16 protein-coding genes are annotated in these 15,945 nt (G+C 71.4%); 4 read left to right on the top strand and 12 right to left on the bottom strand.

Annotation, left to right across the window (positions count from 1 at the left end; all coding sequences use genetic code 11):
- Nucleotides 1–4: 4 nt before the first annotated feature.
- From ACWGDB_RS23920 to ACWGDB_RS23900, 5 genes are all read right to left on the bottom strand, one after another.
- Nucleotides 5–244 (bottom strand): hypothetical protein, encoded by a 240-nt coding sequence (locus ACWGDB_RS23920; protein ID WP_328423132.1) that lies wholly within the window; start codon nt 242–244, stop codon nt 5–7.
- Entirely contained in the window at nt 241–1,734 is a 1,494-nt protein-coding gene (gene gatA / locus ACWGDB_RS23915; RefSeq protein WP_451177390.1) for an Asp-tRNA(Asn)/Glu-tRNA(Gln) amidotransferase subunit GatA, read from the bottom strand. Before gatA ends, ACWGDB_RS23920 begins: the two co-directional genes overlap by 4 nt.
- Nucleotides 1,735–1,739: 5 nt before the next feature.
- Nucleotides 1,740–2,036 carry an Asp-tRNA(Asn)/Glu-tRNA(Gln) amidotransferase subunit GatC gene (gatC, locus tag ACWGDB_RS23910; RefSeq protein WP_007384860.1) on the bottom strand — a complete coding sequence of 99 codons (297 nt, stop codon included), beginning with the start codon at nt 2,034–2,036 and terminating at the stop codon, nt 1,740–1,742.
- Between the two features lie 93 nt (nt 2,037–2,129).
- On the bottom strand, nt 2,130–2,624 hold the full coding sequence (locus ACWGDB_RS23905) for a cupin domain-containing protein (RefSeq protein ID WP_453824258.1): 495 nt from the start codon (nt 2,622–2,624) through the stop codon (nt 2,130–2,132).
- Between the two features lie 40 nt (nt 2,625–2,664).
- Nucleotides 2,665–3,036 (bottom strand): DUF4267 domain-containing protein, encoded by a 372-nt coding sequence (locus ACWGDB_RS23900; protein WP_453824257.1) that lies wholly within the window; start codon nt 3,034–3,036, stop codon nt 2,665–2,667.
- Nucleotides 3,037–3,123: 87 nt separating this feature from the next.
- On the opposite strand from ACWGDB_RS23900, the gene ACWGDB_RS23895 reads away from it, so the two are divergent.
- Nucleotides 3,124–3,711, top strand: a complete 588-nt coding sequence (locus tag ACWGDB_RS23895; protein ID WP_453824256.1) for a TetR/AcrR family transcriptional regulator — start codon at nt 3,124–3,126, stop codon at nt 3,709–3,711.
- Nucleotides 3,712–3,762: 51 nt separating this feature from the next.
- Here ACWGDB_RS23895 and ACWGDB_RS23890 read toward each other — a convergent pair whose 3' ends face one another.
- The 5 genes from ACWGDB_RS23890 to ACWGDB_RS23870 form a co-directional block, all read right to left on the bottom strand.
- Nucleotides 3,763–5,997: a putative bifunctional diguanylate cyclase/phosphodiesterase gene (locus tag ACWGDB_RS23890; RefSeq protein ID WP_453824255.1), complete on the bottom strand. Its 2,235-nt coding sequence runs from the start codon at nt 5,995–5,997 to the stop codon at nt 3,763–3,765.
- A 272-nt stretch (nt 5,998–6,269) separates the two neighbouring features.
- A complete protein-coding gene (ligA, locus tag ACWGDB_RS23885; RefSeq protein ID WP_453824254.1) occupies nt 6,270–8,462 on the bottom strand; it encodes an NAD-dependent DNA ligase LigA in 2,193 nt (730 codons plus the stop codon).
- A 15-nt stretch (nt 8,463–8,477) separates the two neighbouring features.
- Complete coding sequence (locus ACWGDB_RS23880) at nt 8,478–9,488, bottom strand: methionine synthase (protein ID WP_453824253.1); 1,011 nt, start codon at nt 9,486–9,488, stop codon at nt 8,478–8,480.
- A 152-nt stretch (nt 9,489–9,640) separates the two neighbouring features.
- Entirely contained in the window at nt 9,641–10,330 is a 690-nt protein-coding gene (locus ACWGDB_RS23875) for an SDR family oxidoreductase (RefSeq protein WP_453824252.1), read from the bottom strand.
- Between the two features lie 27 nt (nt 10,331–10,357).
- A complete protein-coding gene (locus tag ACWGDB_RS23870; RefSeq protein WP_328879048.1) occupies nt 10,358–10,897 on the bottom strand; it encodes an LOG family protein in 540 nt (179 codons plus the stop codon).
- 50 nt (nt 10,898–10,947) lie between these two features.
- Between ACWGDB_RS23870 and ACWGDB_RS23865 the strand changes: the two genes are divergently transcribed.
- Together ACWGDB_RS23865 and ACWGDB_RS23860 are read left to right on the top strand one after the other, a co-directional pair.
- Complete coding sequence (locus tag ACWGDB_RS23865; protein ID WP_383607507.1) at nt 10,948–11,271, top strand: DUF427 domain-containing protein; 324 nt, start codon at nt 10,948–10,950, stop codon at nt 11,269–11,271.
- A gap of 37 nt (nt 11,272–11,308) precedes the next feature.
- Nucleotides 11,309–12,088 (top strand): alpha/beta fold hydrolase, encoded by a 780-nt coding sequence (locus tag ACWGDB_RS23860; RefSeq protein WP_453824251.1) that lies wholly within the window; start codon nt 11,309–11,311, stop codon nt 12,086–12,088.
- A gap of 61 nt (nt 12,089–12,149) precedes the next feature.
- Here the strand turns inward: ACWGDB_RS23860 and mnmA are convergent, their stop codons facing one another.
- Nucleotides 12,150–13,280, bottom strand: a complete 1,131-nt coding sequence (gene mnmA / locus ACWGDB_RS23855; protein ID WP_427839816.1) for a tRNA 2-thiouridine(34) synthase MnmA — start codon at nt 13,278–13,280, stop codon at nt 12,150–12,152.
- Between the two features lie 60 nt (nt 13,281–13,340).
- Between mnmA and ACWGDB_RS23850 the strand changes: the two genes are divergently transcribed.
- Nucleotides 13,341–14,006, top strand: a complete 666-nt coding sequence (locus tag ACWGDB_RS23850) for an N-acetylmuramoyl-L-alanine amidase (protein WP_383628578.1) — start codon at nt 13,341–13,343, stop codon at nt 14,004–14,006.
- A 4-nt stretch (nt 14,007–14,010) separates the two neighbouring features.
- Here ACWGDB_RS23850 and ACWGDB_RS23845 read toward each other — a convergent pair whose 3' ends face one another.
- Complete coding sequence (locus ACWGDB_RS23845) at nt 14,011–15,186, bottom strand: cysteine desulfurase family protein (protein ID WP_453824250.1); 1,176 nt, start codon at nt 15,184–15,186, stop codon at nt 14,011–14,013.
- Nucleotides 15,187–15,945 lie beyond the last annotated feature (759 nt).

Here is a 15,945-nt window from a genome sequence, read left to right as displayed (position 1 = left end):
CCTCTCAGCCCAGCAGGACGTCGTCGTCGCCCAGCCGCTTCAGCTCGCGGTAGAGGATGGCGAGGCCGGTGACGATGGCGGCGGCGGACACGGTGGCGTCGATCAGGACCAGGGTGTCCTTCTCGGCGCGGGCCGTCTTGAGCCGCTTTGCGACGCCGAACGCGCCGAACGCGGTGGCGGCCATGGACAGGTACGTACCGGACTTGGACTTCTTGAAGCCCTTGGCCTTGGTCAGTGCACTCACAGCGACGGAGCCTCCTCGATCAGCGGGTGCCCCCACCTTTCCACGAAGGCGGCCTCGACAGCAGCGCCGACCTTGTAGAGCCGGTCGTCCTTCAACGCCGGAGCGATGATCTGCAGGCCGACCGGGAGGTTGTCCTCCGGAGCCAGACCGCAGGGCAGGGACATGGCCGCGTTGCCAGCCAGGTTGGTCGGGATGGTGCACAGGTCGGCGAGGTACATCGCCATCGGGTCGTCGGCACGCTCGCCGATCGCGAAGGCGGTGGTCGGCGTCGTCGGGGAGACGATCACGTCGACCTGCTCGAAGGCCTTCTCGAAGTCGCGGGTGATGAGCGTGCGGACCTTCTGGGCGCTGCCGTAGTACGCGTCGTAGTACCCGCTCGACAGGGCGTACGTGCCGAGCATGATGCGGCGCTTCACCTCGGGGCCGAAGCCCGCCTCACGGGTGATCGACGTGACCGCCTCGGCGGAGTTCGTGCCGTCGTCGCCGGTCCGCAGGCCGTAGCGCAGGCCGTCGAAGCGGGCGAGGTTGGAGGAGCACTCGGAGGGCGCGATCAGGTAGTACGCCGAGAGCGCCAGGTCGAAGGACGGGCAGTCCAGCTCGACGATCTGCGCGCCCAGCTCCTTCAGCAGCTCGACGGACTCGTCGAAGCGCTGGATGACGCCGGCCTGGTAGCCCTCGCCGCGGAACTGCTTGACGACGCCGACGCGCATGCCCTCGACGCTGCCGTTGCGGGCGGCCTCGACGACCGGCGGGACCGGCGCGTCGATCGAGGTGGAGTCCATCGGGTCGTGCCCGGCGATGACCTCGTGCAGCAGGGCCGCGTCCAGGACCGTACGGGCACAGGGGCCGCCCTGGTCGAGGGAGCTGGAGAAGGCGACCATGCCGTAGCGGGACACCGCGCCGTACGTCGGCTTCACGCCTACCGTGCCGGTGACGGAGGCCGGCTGGCGGATGGAGCCGCCGGTGTCGGTGCCGATGGCGAGCGGAGCCTGGAAGGAGGCGAGCGCGGCGGAGGAGCCGCCACCCGATCCACCGGGGATCTTGGTGAGGTCCCAGGGGTTGCCGGTCGGGCCGTAGGCACTGTTCTCGGTGGAGGACCCCATGGCGAACTCGTCCATGTTGGTCTTGCCGAGGATGACGACGTCGGCGGCCTTCAGCCGCTTGGTGAGCGTCGCGTCGTACGGCGGGATCCAGCCCTCGAGGATCTTCGAGCCGACGGTCGTGGGCACGCCCTCGGTGGTGAAGATGTCCTTGAGCGCGAGCGGGACGCCGGCCAGCGGGCCGAGCTTCTCGCCCTTGGCCCGCTTCTCGTCGACGGCACGCGCCTGGGCGAGGGCGCCCTCGCGGTCGACGTGCAGGAAGGCGTGCACCTTCTCGTCGACGGCCTCGATGCGGGCCAGGTGGGCCTCGGTGACCTCGACCGCGGTGAGCTCGCCGGAGGCGATCTTCGCGGCGGTCTCGGCGGCCGTGAGCTTGATGATGTCCGTCATGGCGATTAGTCCTCCCCCAGGATCTGCGGCACCTTGAAACGCTGCTGCTCCTGGGCCGGGGCGCCGGAGAGCGCCTGCTCGGGGGTGAGCGACGGACGGACCTCGTCCGCCCGCATGACGTTCGTCAGCGGGAGCGGGTGCGAGGTCGGCGGTACGTCTTGGTCGGCGACCTCACTGACGCGGGCGACCGCGCCGATGATGTCGTCCAGCTGTCCCGCGAAGTGCTCGAGCTCTTCGGGCTTCAGCTCCAGACGCGCCAGCCGGGCGAGGTGGGCGACCTCCTCGCGCGTGATGCCAGGCATGCAGCGATCCTCTGGGGTGAGTGTGTGTGGTTTGGCCCAATCCTATGGGTCGGGGACCTGTGCCCGTGAAACGGTTTCCCAGGGCCTCGTCCGTCAGTGACGGCGCCCCTCCCAGACCGCGCTCCTCATGAAGTGGTTGTCGTACAGCTCCTGCACCTCCAGCAGGCTCTCCGGGGTGGCCTCGCCGAGGGCGATGCGCTGGAGGTGGCGGAAGTACTCGAAGCGCTCGACGCCGGGGGTGATGACGATCAGGAGGTCGGCGTCGGCGCCCGGCACGGCGCCGAAGGCGTGCGGTTTTCCGGGGGGTACGACGACGAGGTCGCCGGGGCCGGCGGTGACGACGTCGTCGCCGGAGAGGATCTCGGCGGCGCCGTCGAGCAGGAAGAACATCTCGGCGGAGTTGGCGTGCCAGTGCGGTTTGGCGCCGTCGGCACCGCTCGCGAGCGTGACGCGCTGGGTGGACAGCGCACCGCCCGTCCGGCTGCTGTCGGCCAGCAGCCGCATGGTGGTGGGCGCGCGGCCGACGACCTCCGCCTCGGCCGCGCGGACGATCACGGACTCGTCGAACTTCGGAACGAACAGCGACATGTCGAACCCCCGGTGCCGGTCTTGACGTACTCGGGCGAGGTCAGACGAGGAAGAGCAGGGCTGCGGAGATCAGGACGACGATCGCCGTGGCGAAGTGGATCCCGAACGCGACGGCCTTCGTTCCGCCGTGCCGCAGCACTATCAGTGTGTCGCAGAGCGGCACGATCGCCACGGCGAGCATGAACCAGGCCTCGGCGCGGGCGCCCACGAAGAACAGCAGCGCCAGGCCCAGCAGGCCGAAGGTGCCGTCCCTCAGACCCTTGATCGAGAGATAGGCGCCGGCGTCGCCGTCCGGCCGGGCCGGAACGCCGTAACCGGTGGCGGCGGAGGCGGGCTGGAACAGGAACCGGTACCCGAGGAACACGCAGAACAGGTTGAGCACGACGGCCAGGGTGTAGGCGGTCACGGTCATGTCTTCACTCCTCGCTAGCACTGCTAGGGACAAGAGCGAAGCTAGCAGAGCATCGACAGCTGTGCTAGCGCTGCTAGAATTTCTGGCATGTCGATCCAGACGCGCAGGGAGCGCGAACGAGCGGAACGCGAGCGGTTGATCGTCACGGCCGCGCGGGAACTCGCGGAGGCCGAGGGCTGGGACGCGGTGACGACCCGCCGGCTGGCGGCGGAGATCGAGTACAGCCAGCCGGTCCTCTACAGCCACTTCAAGGGCAAGGACGCGATCATGGCCGCGGTCGCGGTGCAGGGCTGCGCGGACCTGGCCGACGAGTTGCATACGGCCCGTACGGCGGCGCAGGGCAGGCGCGCGGCGCTGGCGGCGGTGGGCGAGACGTACACGGCGTTCGCACGTCGCCGGCCGGCGCTCTACGACGCGATGTTCACGCACCGGGTGGACCTGCCTTTTGCCACCCCCGAGGCCCCCGAGCCGCTGCAGCGGGCCTTCGCCGAACTGCTGGCCGCGGTCGAGCCGATCGCCGTCGAGGGGGACGACCCGGGCCTGCTCACGGAGACGTACTGGGCGGGCCTGCACGGTTTGGTCACGCTGATGCGGAGCGGGCGGCTGCCGGAGGAGGCGCACGCGCGACGGCTGGACCTGCTGACGGGGCATTTCACGGCGGGGGCGGACAGCTAGCCGCCCCGCGCGGAACGGCCTGTCTTCAGCCGACCCGCACGGCAGGGCACTTCATTCGGCGGCCGGCAGCGCCGCACGCGGCCGCTGCCACCCGCGCGATCCCCGCGCCAGCAGCCAGGCCGTGGTCTCCTCGGGCGGCATCGCCGCGGCGACCAGCCATCCCTGTACGGCGTCGCAGCCCAGATCCCGCAGGCGTTCCCAGGTCTCGTCGTCCTCGACGCCCTCGGCGACCACGAGCAGGCCCAGCGAGTGCGCGAGGTCCACGGTGCAGCGCACGATCTCCGCGTCCTCGTTGTCCACCGCGAGCCGGGCCACGAACGAGCGGTCGATCTTCAGTTCGCTCACGGGCAGCCGTCTGAGGTGCACGAGGGACGAGTACCCGGTGCCGAAGTCGTCCAGGGACATCTTCACGCCGTGGCCGGTCAGCCCGGCGAGCGTGTCCGCGGCCCGCTGCGGGTCCTCCAGCAGGACGTGTTCCGTTATCTCCAGTTGGAGCGCTCCCGCGGGAACGCCGTGGCGGGCGAGCCGGGCGGCGACGGAGCCGGCGAATCCGGGGGTGTGGACGTCACGCGGCGAGACGTTCACGGCGACGGGCACGAACAGCCCCTGGGACCGCCACCGGGCCACCTGCCCGAGCGCCGTCTCCAGCACGTACTCCGTCAGATGCGGCATCAGCCCGGACGACTCGGCGATCGCTATGAACTCGTCCGGCGGAACCTTCCCGCGCTCGGGATGCACCCAGCGGACCAGGGCTTCCAGGCCGGCGACCTGTCCGTCGAAGCGGACCTTCGGCTGGTAGTGCAGCTCGACCTCGTGCGCGTCGAGCGCCCGGCGCAGATCTCCCAGCAGGCCCAGCCGGTCCGGGGTGTTGGAGTCCCGCTTCGACTCGTAGACCTCCACGCCGGTACGGTCCCGCTTCGCCTGGTACATCGCCACGTCCGCGCGGCGCAGCAGCCCCTCGGCGTCGGGCGCGTGGTCGGGGAAGACCGCGACACCGGCGCTGGCCTCCAGGACCAGGGTGAGGCCGTCGAGATCGAGCGGGGAGCTGAGGGCGGCGACGAGGCTGCGGGCCACCCGGGTCGCGGACGTCGTGGAGTCGGCGACCGGCAGTAAGACGGCGAACTCGTCACCACCGAGCCGCGCGGCCTCCGCTCCGCGCGGCAGGGCGAGCCGCAGCCGGTCGGCTATCTGCAACAACAACCGGTCACCGGCGAGATGACCGAGCGTGTCATTGACCGACCGGAAACGGTCGAGGTCGATCAGCATCAGGGCGGACCGGGCGCCGATGCGCTCGGCGTCGTCGAGCGCGGTCCAGATGCGCTCCAGCAGCCACTGCCGGTTGGGCAGCCCGGTCAGCGGGTCGCGCAGTTGCTCCTCCGCCCGGGCCCGGGCGATCCACAGGGTGGAGTCGAGGGCGACGAGGGGGATGGAGAACAGCGGCAGCAGCAGGGGCTTGGCGGTGGCGACCACGCACACCAGCGGGGCGATGCCGAGCAGCGCGACCGCGACCAGCCCCTGTCTGACCAGGGCCGTGCGGGCGACGGTGGGCAGGCCGCCGCGCGGGGCGTGCAGGTACCAGAGCAGGACCCGGGTGACCGCGAGATAGGAGACGGCGACGAGCACCACGCCGGGCGCGGTGTAGAGGGTCCAGGTGTCCGGGTCCCAGGGGTGCTCGACGGTCGGCACCCGGCCGAAGGCGGCCAGCACGAGGGCTCCCGCGGCGATGCCGAGGATGTCCACCGCGCCGTGCAGCACACCCTGCAGCCAGCGCCCCCGCCGGGCGATGCCGACCAGAACGACGACGGTGAGGCTGACCATCCCGGCGGGCACCCAGCCGTACAGCATCAGCACGGCGAGGGTGAGGGCGGCGCCGGATCCGGTGCCGCCCCACCAGCGGGCGCGGCCGAGGGCCACCAGGTGGCCGACGATGATGCCGGTCAGCACGGCCAGGGACCAGCCGACGGTGCCGGACGGGAAGAGGGCGTGGTCGCCGGAGAACGCCCGGTAGAACCCGGCGCCGAGAACGAACCCGGCCGCAGCGACGACCGCCGCGGGCAGCGCGGGCCAGGACAGGTGCCGTTCGTGATCCGCGCCGGGCAACCCGTCGGCGCGCTCGGCGTTGAATGGCACGGCGGTGCGGTCCTCCGTCATGACCTTCCGCCCGGCGGCGCTCCCCGCACCTCTTTCCGCCCGCGAACGCTCCGCGGTCCGTGCCGCCCACCCCCGCCACGCGCCGGCCATCCGGCGCAGCCGTGAGTCGGGGGCGGCGCTCTCGGTCGGTTCCATTCCCGTCCCTCTCACAGCCGGCGGTGCCCACGCCACGCGGCCCGATGCCCGACAACAACCTTCAACGGCACCGCGTTGGAAAACCCTTCCCCTCGCCCTTCAAAGCTCTGCAGAGCCAAGGGGATGCCCCGACCGCAGCTGGGCACGGCAGGCGCACACCTCAACAGTAGGCCGCAGAAGGCTTCCACGGGCAGCGGTCGTCGACGGTTGCCCGAATGCGCCCCAGCCACCCGTATGCATCTGATATGCGCCGATCGGGGCGCCTTCAACCGCTACTCCTCTGCGGGTAGCGCAACTTCGGCCGCCGCGTCGGGCCCCTGCTCCAGGAGGACGTTGAAGCCGTCCTCGTTCAAAACTGGCACCTTGACCTGCATTGCCTTGTCGTACTTGGACCCAGGGTTGTCACCTACGACAACAAAAGATGTCTTCTTCGAAACGGAACCGGTCACTTTCGCTCCGCGAGTTTGCAGCGCCTCCTTGGCGCCATCGCGCGTGAAGTGCTCCAGAGTGCCGGTGACGACGACGGTAAGCCCTTCCAGCGGACGCGGTCCCTCGTCCTCCCCGGAGCCCTCCTCCTCCGTGCGTACGCCGGCCGCCTTCCACTTGCGCAGGATCTCCTGGTGCCACTCCTCGGCGAACCACTCCTTCAGTGACGCGGCGATGATCGGGCCGACGCCGTCGGTGTTCGCCAACTCCTCCTCGCCGGCCTGCTCGATACGTTCGATCGAGCGGAACTCGCGGGCCAGCGCCTCGGCGGCGACCGGTCCGACGTGACGGATGGACAGGCCGGTGAGGATGCGGGCGAGCGGACGGGCCTTCGCGGCGGCGATGTTCTCCAGCATCGCGACCGCGTTCTTCTTGGGCTCGCCCTGCTGGTTGGCGAAGATCGTGACGATCTTCTCCTCGCCGGTCTTCGGGTCACGCTTGGGCAGGCCGCTGTCCTGGTCCAGGACGTACGCCTTGATGGGCAGCAGCTGCTCGACGGTCAGGTCGAACAGGTCGCCCTCGTCCAGCAGCGGCGGCTCGGACGGCTCCAGCGGCTTGGTGAGCGCGGCGGCGGCGACATAGCCGAAATGCTCGATGTCCAGCGCCTTGCGGCCCGCGAGATAGAACAGGCGCTCACGCAACTGGGCCGGACAGCTGCGGGCGTTCGGGCAGCGCAGGTCGACGTCGGCCTCCTTCATCGGCCTGAGCGCCGTACCGCATTCCGGGCACTCGGACGGCATCACGAACTCGCGCTCGCTGCCGTCACGCAGGTCCACCACGGGCCCGAGGATCTCCGGGATCACGTCACCGGCCTTGCGCAGCACCACCGTGTCACCGATGAGGACGCCCTTCGCCTTGACGACGTCCTGGTTGTGCAGGGTGGCGAACTCGACCTCCGAGCCCGCGACCGTGACCGGCTCGACCTGGGCGTACGGCGTGACCCGGCCCGTACGGCCCACGCCCACACGGATGTTGACGAGCTTGGTGTTGACCTCTTCCGGCGCGTACTTGTACGCGATCGCCCAGCGCGGCGCGCGCGAGGTCGAACCGAGGCGGCCCTGGAGCGGGATCTCGTCGAGCTTGACGACGACGCCGTCGATCTCGTGCTCCACGGAGTGGCGGTTCTCGCCGTAGTACGCGATGAACTCCCGGACGCCGTCGAGGCCGTCGACCACCCGGGCGTGCGTGGAGGTGGGCAGGCCCCAGCTCTTGAGCAGGTCGTAGGCCTCGGAGAGGCGGGTCATGCCCTCGTACCCCTCCAGGGCGCCGATGCCGTGGACCACCATGTGCAGCGGCAGCGTGGCCGTGACCTTGGGGTCCTTCTGCCGCAGCGAACCGGAGGCGGAGTTGCGCGGGTTGGCGTACGGCTTCTCCCCGGCCTTCACACGCCGGGCGTTGAGGTCCGCGAAGGCCTCCATCGGGAAGTAGACCTCGCCGCGGATCTCGACGAGCCGCGGCACACGGTCGCCCTGCAGCCGGTGCGGGATCTCCGCGATCGTCATGACGTTGGGCGTGATGTCCTCGCCGATCCGTCCGGTGCCCCGGGTGGCGGCCCGGGTGAGCCGGCCGTCCTCGTACGTCAGGTTGACCGCGAGCCCGTCGACCTTGAGCTCGCACAGCAGGTGGTAGTCGGGACCGCCGACGTCCCTGGCCACTCTCTCCGCCCAGGCCGCGAGGCCCGCGTCGTCGAAGACGTTGTCCAGGGAGAGCATGCGCTCGCGGTGCTCCACCTCGGCGAGGTCCGTCTCGTACTCGACGGCGACCTTCTGGGTCGGCGAGTCCGGGGTGCGCAGCTCCGGATACTCGTCCTCCAGCGCTTCGAGCGAGCGCAGGAGCTCGTCGAACTCCGCGTCGCTGATGACCGGAGCGTCCTTCACGTAGTACCGGAAGCGGTGCTCCTCGATCTGCTCAGCGAGCTTCGCGTGCTTCTCCCGTGCCTCTGCGGGCACCGTCGTCTCCGCTTGCTTGTCGCCGGCCACCGTATGGTCCTCCCGTTACTCTGGGTTGTCCGCGAGGGATCTCGCCGCCCGGGCGCAGTGCGCGAGTGCCTTGCGCGCGTACTCCGGGGAGGCCCCCGCGAGTCCGCACGACGGCGTGACCGTGACAGCCTCCGCGAGAAGCCCCGGTGACAGCCCCAGCCTGCGCCACAACGTCCTGACACCCATGACGCTACCGGCAGGGTCTGACAACGGGCCGTCCGTGCCGGGGACGACACCTGCGAAGAGCCGGGTGCCCCCTTCCACGGCCTCGCCGATCGCATCGTCGTCACGTTCGGTGAGGAGCGAGAAGTCGAAGGAGACCGCCGCAGCGCCCGCCCGGCGCAGCAGGGCGAACGGGACGTCCGGTGCGCATGAGTGGACCACGACGGGGCCGCCGCCGTGAACCCCGACGACGTCGCGGAGGGTGGCCTCGACGATCTGCCGGTCCACGGCACGGTGGGTCCGGTAGCCGCTGGCCGACTTGACCTGCCCGCGCAGTACGGCGACGAGGGAGGGCTCGTCGAGCTGGAGGACGAGCTGCGCGCCGGGCACCCGGCGCGCGACCTCCTCCAGGTGCTGCCGCAGCCCCTCGGCGAGCGAGGCGGCGAGGTCGCGGCAGGCGCCGGCGTCGGAGAGAACGACCTCGCCGTTCCTCAGCTCCAGGGCCGCGGCCAGGGTCCAGGGCCCGACGGCCTGGACCTTGAGCAGCCCCTCGTATCCCTGGGTGAACTCCTCCAGCGCGTCGAGGTCCTCCCCCAGCCACGACCTCGCCCGCCTGGTGTCCCGCCCCGGCCGGTCCCCGATCCGCCATCCGCTGGGCTCCACGCGCGCGTACAGCTCGACGAGCATCCCCGCGGTCCGCCCGATCATGTCCGCGCCGGGGCCGCGGGCGGGCAGCTCGGCGAGGAACGGGAAGTCCTCGAAGGACCCGGTGACGGTCTTGGCGGCCTCACGGGCATCGCCGCCGGGCATGGAACCGATGCCGGTGGCTCCGCCGAAGCCGGCCTGGGTGGTGTTGTCGCTCACCCCCGAAGCCTACGTAACCCCTCCGGGGGTTCCTGCGCGGTGGGCCTGCGCGGTGGGGCCGTGCCTGGGGGCTGCCGCCCCCAGACCCCCGCTTCGGCCCTGCGGGCCTCATCCTCAAACGCCGGACGGGCTGAAGTATCCGGATGGTGCCGTCAGTTTCCCGGCCGGACCGTCAGGTCGTTGACCTCCGCGTCCCTCGGGAGGTCCAGGGCCATCAGGATCGTCGTGGCGATCGACTCGGGGTCGATCCACTGCGACTCGTCGTACTCCTTGCCCTCCTGCTGGTGGACCTTCGCCTGCATCGGGCTGGCGGTGCGGCCGGGGTAGACGGACGTGACCCGGACGCCGTTGCCGTGCTCCTCGTTGCGCAGGGAGTCGGCCAGGGCCTTCAGACCGTGCTTGGACGCGGCGTACGCGGACCACTCGGCGCTCGCGCGCAGGCCCGCGCCCGAGTTCACGAAGATCACGTGGCCACGGGCGGTGCGGAGCTGGGGAAGGAAGTGGCGGGTCAGTTCCGCCGGGGCGATCAGGTTGACGTTCAGCTGATGGCGCCAGGACTTCGGGGTCAGGTCGCCCACCGCGCCGAGGTCCACGACCCCGGCGATGTGGAGCAGGGAGTCCACCCGGCCCGGGAGCGTCTGGTGGGAGAAGGCCCAGGACAGCTTGTCCGGGTCCGCCAGGTCGCCGACCAGCGTCTTCGCGCCGGGGAACTCCGCCGCCAGCTCCTTCGCACGGCCCGCGTCGCGCGCGTGGAGGACGAGATCGTCCCCGCGCGCGTGCAGACGGCGGGCGACGGCCGCGCCGATGCCGGAGCCCGCTCCGGTGATCACATGAGTTGCCATGCCCGCCATGCTCGCATCAGTGCCCGGTCACTCCACTCCCTGGCTCTCCTCCAGGTACGCCAGCGCCCCCACCGGCTCCTCCGCGAAGAACACCAGGTCGGTCAGGGGGCGGGGCAGGAAGCCCTCGTCGTCCATGCGGCGGAACTGCTCCTTCAGGCCGTCGTAGAAGCCCGCGGTGTTGAGCAGGACGACCGGCTTGTCCGTGTGGCCGTGCTTCTTCAGTTCAAGGATCTCCGTCGCCTCGTCGAGGGTCCCGGTGCCGCCGACCATGATCACCACTGCGTCGGCCTTCTCCAGCAGCAGCTTCTTGCGCTCGGCCAGGTCCTTCGCGATCACCATCTCGTCGACGCCCGGCCGGACCTTGGAGGCCAGGAACTGCACGGAGACCCCGACCAGCCGGCCGCCCGCCTCCTGCACCCCGTCGGCGACGACCTTCATCAGCCCGACGTCGGAGCCGCCCCACACGAGCGTGTGCCCGCCCTTGCCCAGCAGTTTCGCGAACTCACGCGCGGGTCGCGTGTAACGGTCGTCGAGGTCGGCGGCGGAAAGGAAGACGCAGATACGCATGCAGCCACCGTACGCGGGAAGAACCGGGGGCCCGCGAGTGCTTTTCCGATATGGCTCAAGGACACACGATCACTATCGAGCAGGGCACGCGACGGGTGCGGGTCGTCCGCGGCGACCAGATCCTGGCTGAATCCGACCGCCCTCTCCTCCTGCGGGAGACGGGCTGTCCCGTGCGCTACTACATCCCGCCGGAGGACGTACGCCTGGACCTGCTGACGCCCTCGGAGACCCATTCCTACTGCCCCTTCAAGGGAACGGCCTCCTACTGGTCGCTGCCCGACGCGGCCGACCTCGTCTGGGCCTATCCGGACCCGAAGCCGGACGTGGCCGAGATCAAGGACCACCTGTGCTTCTACGAAGTCGAGGTGTCGTAAACGATTAGGGCCGCCCCATACGGCAATCTCCACAGGCATGGACAAGAACACCATTTCGCACGACGGCACCTCCATCGCGTACCAGAGCAGCGGGCAGGGGCCGGCGGTGATCCTGGTCAGTGGGGCGATGTCCACCGGGGCCACTGTCGCGCCGCTGGCCGTGCCTCTCGCGGATCGCTTCAGGGTCGTCTCCTACGACCGTCGGGGGCGCGGCGAGAGCGGTGACACCCAGCCGTACGCGGTGGAGCGCGAGGTCGAGGATCTTGCAGCGCTGATCGAGGCGGTGGGCGGCGAGGCGGCGCTCTACGGTGTCTCGTCGGGCGGCGCCCTGGCGCTCGAGGCGGCGGCGAGCGGGCTGCCGGTGCGCCAGGTCGCCGTGTACGAGGTGCCGTTCGCCGTCTACGAGGGCGGCGCCAAGGAGCGGGCGGAGTACACCGAGCGGCTGACCGAGGCGCTGGCGGAAGACCGGCGCGGGGACGCCGTCGAGCTCTTCCTGCGGCTCACGGGCATGGCCGAGCAGATGATCCAGGGTGCCCGCCAGTCGCCCATGTGGCCCGGTCTGGAGACCATCGCGCCGAGCCTGGCGTACGACGACGCCGTGATGGGCGACGGTCTGCTGCCCCAGGACCGGCTGGCCTCGATCGGGGTGCCGGTGCTGGCGGTCGCGGGCAGCGTGAGCCCCGCGTGGATGCGTGAGGCGACGCGGACGGTCGCGGAGACCGTGCCCGAGGGGACGTACCGAAGCCTGGAGGGGCAGACCCACATGGTGGAGCCGGACGTTCTCGGGCCGGTGCTCGCGGAGTTCTTCGGGGCGTGATCGCGGCCGGATACGGGCACACGCGTGTGCCTGGAGTCCGGCCGCGCCCGGGCGCCTCGCCTCAGACGGCCGCCGTCGTCGCCCGCTGAGTCGACGCGATCGTCGCCGAGCCCACCACGCGCGTGCCGTCGTACAGGACGATCGCCTGGCCGGGGGCCACTCCGCGGACCGGGTCCGTGAAGGTGACCTCCAGGGTGCCGTCGACCAGCTCGGCGGTCACCTCGGTCTCGCCGCCGTGGGCGCGGAGCTGGGCGGTGTAGGTGCCGGGGCCGGTCGGGGCGGTGCCGCACCAGCGGGGCTTGATGGCGGTGAGGGCGCTGACGTCGAGGGAGTCCGCCGGGCCGACGGTCACCGTGTTGTTGACCGGCGAGATGTCGAGGACGTAGCGAGGCTTGCCGTCGGGGGCCGGGGTGCCGATGCGCAGGCCCTTGCGCTGGCCGATGGTGAAGCCGTACGCGCCCTCGTGGGTGCCGAGCTTCGCGCCCGCCTCGTCGACGATGTCGCCCTCCGCCTTGCCGAGGCGGTTCGCGAGGAAGCCCTGGGTGTCACCGTCGGCGATGAAGCAGATGTCGTGCGAGTCGGGCTTCTTCGCGACCGCCAGGCCGCGGCGCTCCGCCTCCGCGCGGATCTCGTCCTTCGTCGTCAGGGTGTCGCCGAGCGGGAACATCGCGTGGGCGAGCTGCTGCTCGTCCAGGACGCCGAGGACGTACGACTGGTCCTTGGCCATGTCGGAGGCGCGGTGCAGCTCGCGGGTGCCGTCCTCGGTCAGCACGACCGTCGCGTAGTGGCCGGTGCAGACCGCGTCGAAGCCGAGGGCCAGGGCCTTGTCCAGCAGGGCCGCGAACTTGATCTTCTCGTTGCAGCGCAGGCAGGGGTTCGGGGTGCGGCCGGCCTCGTACTCGGCGATGAAGTCCTCGACCACGTCCTCGCGGAAGCGGTCGGCGAGGTCCCACACGTAGAACGGGATGCCGATGACGTCCGCGGCGCGGCGGGCGTCGCGGGAGTCCTCGATGGTGCAACAGCCCCGCGCGCCCGTGCGGAAGGATTGGGGGTTCGCGGAGAGCGCGAGGTGGACGCCGGTGACGTCATGGCCCGCCTCGGCCGCGCGGGCGGCGGCGACGGCGGAGTCGACCCCGCCGGACATGGCGGCGAGGACACGGAGGGGGCGGGAGGGCTGCGCGGTGTCAGTCATAACCCTTCCAGGGTACGGGGGCGTGGGAACCAGGACCCGCGAGTATCCGTTGACGATCACATGGGACAGCGGAAGGCTCCGAAGGACGGCGACCGGAAGGTCGGCCGTCGCGCGTTGCTGATCGGTGGGGCAGTGGCGGCGGCGGGCTCGGCCGTGCTGGCCCGCGACGAGCTCGCGCGGCTGTGGTGGCGGGTGCCGGGCGTGGAGAAGCCGCGCAAGGAGGGCGAGGTCGACTACACCGGCGCGCGGTGGGTGGCGGCGTCGGACGCGAACTGGCGGCGGGCTGACCGGCCCGACGACTACGGCATAGACATGGTGATCATCCATGTCACCCAGGGCAGCTTCGACAGCGCGGTGAAGGTGTTCCAGGACCCGGAACACGGGGCGGCCGCGCACTACATCGTCCGCAAGGACGGTCACGTCACGCAGATGATCCGCGAGCTGGACGTGGCGTACCACGCGGGCAATCGCGACTACAACGAGCGCAGTGTCGGCATCGAGCACGAGGGCTTCGTGGAGCGGCCGCAGGACCTCACGGACGAGATGTACGAGGCCTCGGCGCGGCTGACGGCCCGCATATGCGCGCGCTATGACATCCCCGTCGACCGCGAGCACATCATCGGGCACGTGGAGGTGCCGGGGACCGACCACACGGACCCCGGGAAGCACTGGGACTGGGACCGGTACATGAAACTGGTGCGGGCGGCGCGTACGGCGCCCGCATAGCGCTCTAGGTGAGGCCGGCCGCCCGCGCGCGTTCCACCGCCGGGCCGATCGCCTTGGCGACCGCCTCGACGTCGGCCTCCGTGGAGGTGTGCCCGAGGGAGAAGCGGAGGGTGCCGCGGGCCAGGTCGGGGTCGGTGCCGGTGGCCAGGAGGACGTGGCTGGGCTGGGCGACGCCCGCGGTGCAGGCGGAGCCGGTGGAGCACTCGATGCCCTGGGCGTCGAGCAGCAGGAGCAGGGAGTCGCCCTCGCAGCCCGGGAAGGTGAAGTGCGCGTTGGCCGGGAGACGGCCGCCGGGTGCCGGGTCACCGCCGAGGATCGCGTCCGGGACGGCCGTACGGACCGCGTCGACCAGGGCGTCGCGCAGGGCGCCGATCTCCCGGTCGAACCACTCGCGCTGCTCGGCGGCGAGGCGGCCGGCGACCGCGAAGGAGGCGATGGCGGGGACGTCGAGGGTGCCGGAGCGGACGTGGCGTTCCTGGCCGCCGCCATGCAGGACGGGGACGGGGGTGTGATCACGGCCGAGGATCAGGGCGCCGATGCCGTACGGGCCGCCGATCTTGTGGCCGGAGACCGTCATCGCAGCGAGGCCGGAGGCGGCGAAGTCGACGGGGACCTGGCCGAAGGCCTGGACGGCGTCGGCGTGCAGGGGGATGTCGAACTCCTTTGCCACGTCGGCCAGTTCGCGGATCGGCATGACGGTGCCGATCTCGTTGTTGGCCCACATCACGGTGGCGAGGGCGACGTCGTGGGGGTCGCGGGCGACGGCTTCGCGCAGGGCCTCCGGGTGGACCCGGCCGTGGGAGTCGACCGGGAGGTATTCGACCTCGGCGCCCTCGTGCTCTCCGAGCCAGTGGACCGCGTCGAGGACGGCGTGGTGTTCGACGGGGCTGGCCAGGATGCGGGTGCGGGTGCCGGCCGGGTCGGCGTCCCGGCGGGACCAGTACAGGCCCTTGACCGCGAGGTTGTCGGCCTCGGTGCCGCCGGAGGTGAGGACGACCTCGCTGGGGCGGGCGCCGAGCGCTTCCGCGAGGGTCTCGCGGGCCTCCTCGACGGATCGCCTCGCGCGGCGGCCGGATGCGTGGAGGGAGGAGGCGTTGCCGGTGACGCTCAGGTGGGCGGTCAGGGCCTCTGCCGCCTCCGGGAGCATGGGGGTCGTCGCGGCGTGGTCGAGGTAAGCCATGGTGAGCCCGATTCTACGGGCGCCGCCACGTGGCCTCGTGCCCAGGTTGCCGCGGGGTGTGGCCGGATTGCGCCTTGCCCCGTTCCGGCCGACCTCGGTGGCACCCCACCCGGCACTGCAGCCCCGCCCCCACCCGTTCCGCCCCGCGGAACGGGTGGGGGCCGGGGGTTGAGGGTCCGGGCGACGGCCCGCGACGGTCAGCCGACGGGGCGCGCGGGGGTTCCGGGACTACCTCGACTCACTGACGACGGCGACCGGGCTGCCCGACGCGCCGGGGGCGCAGCTGTATCTGCCGGCCGAGGGCGCCATGGCCACGGCGGACATCAGGGCTAGGTACGCGACCGGCAGCCGAGGCCCGGGAGACGGCACGGTCGCTACTGGCGGCGCCGCTGACGATGGGGCAGGCAAGGCGCGACACGCACCCGCAGTCCCGGCAGCCTGACCGACGGACGGCAGACAGCGGGCCGAGGTTGCTGGTCGGCCGCGGTGGGCGGCGAGCAACCGACGGCGGGCACCAGGCAGCGCACACACCACTCCCGCAGAACTCCGGCAGTCCGGTCGGCGCTCGACCCCGACGGCACGCGGCAGCCAGCAGCCAGCAGGCGCGCGGACGATGGAGAGCAGGCAGCGCCTCGTGGCGGGCCGACCGCGGGCGGCAGGCAGCGCGCGACACGCACCCGCAGTCCCGGCAGCCTGACCGACGGACGGCAGACAGCGGGCCGAGGTTGCTGGTCGGCCGCGGTGGGCGGCGAGCAACCG

This window comes from Streptomyces sp. NPDC055013 (genome assembly GCF_053608645.1).
This window is presented reverse-complemented; position numbering and strand designations above follow the sequence as displayed.

Coding starts and splice junctions, on each gene's coding strand:
- gatA (WP_451177390.1), bottom strand. CDS start 1,734: ATGACGGACATCATCAAGCTCACGGCCGCCGAGACCGCCGCGAAGATC.
- gatC (WP_007384860.1), bottom strand. CDS start 2,036: ATGCCTGGCATCACGCGCGAGGAGGTCGCCCACCTCGCCCGGCTGGCG.
- ACWGDB_RS23905 (WP_453824258.1), bottom strand. CDS start 2,624: ATGTCGCTGTTCGTTCCGAAGTTCGACGAGTCCGTGATCGTCCGCGCG.
- ACWGDB_RS23900 (WP_453824257.1), bottom strand. CDS start 3,036: ATGACCGTGACCGCCTACACCCTGGCCGTCGTGCTCAACCTGTTCTGC.
- ACWGDB_RS23895 (WP_453824256.1), top strand. CDS start 3,124: ATGTCGATCCAGACGCGCAGGGAGCGCGAACGAGCGGAACGCGAGCGG.
- ACWGDB_RS23890 (WP_453824255.1), bottom strand. CDS start 5,997: ATGGAACCGACCGAGAGCGCCGCCCCCGACTCACGGCTGCGCCGGATG.
- ACWGDB_RS23875 (WP_453824252.1), bottom strand. CDS start 10,330: ATGGCAACTCATGTGATCACCGGAGCGGGCTCCGGCATCGGCGCGGCC.
- ACWGDB_RS23870 (WP_328879048.1), bottom strand. CDS start 10,897: ATGCGTATCTGCGTCTTCCTTTCCGCCGCCGACCTCGACGACCGTTAC.
- ACWGDB_RS23865 (WP_383607507.1), top strand. CDS start 10,948: ATGGCTCAAGGACACACGATCACTATCGAGCAGGGCACGCGACGGGTG.
- ACWGDB_RS23860 (WP_453824251.1), top strand. CDS start 11,309: ATGGACAAGAACACCATTTCGCACGACGGCACCTCCATCGCGTACCAG.
- mnmA (WP_427839816.1), bottom strand. CDS start 13,280: ATGACTGACACCGCGCAGCCCTCCCGCCCCCTCCGTGTCCTCGCCGCC.
- ACWGDB_RS23850 (WP_383628578.1), top strand. CDS start 13,341: ATGGGACAGCGGAAGGCTCCGAAGGACGGCGACCGGAAGGTCGGCCGT.
- ACWGDB_RS23845 (WP_453824250.1), bottom strand. CDS start 15,186: ATGGCTTACCTCGACCACGCCGCGACGACCCCCATGCTCCCGGAGGCG.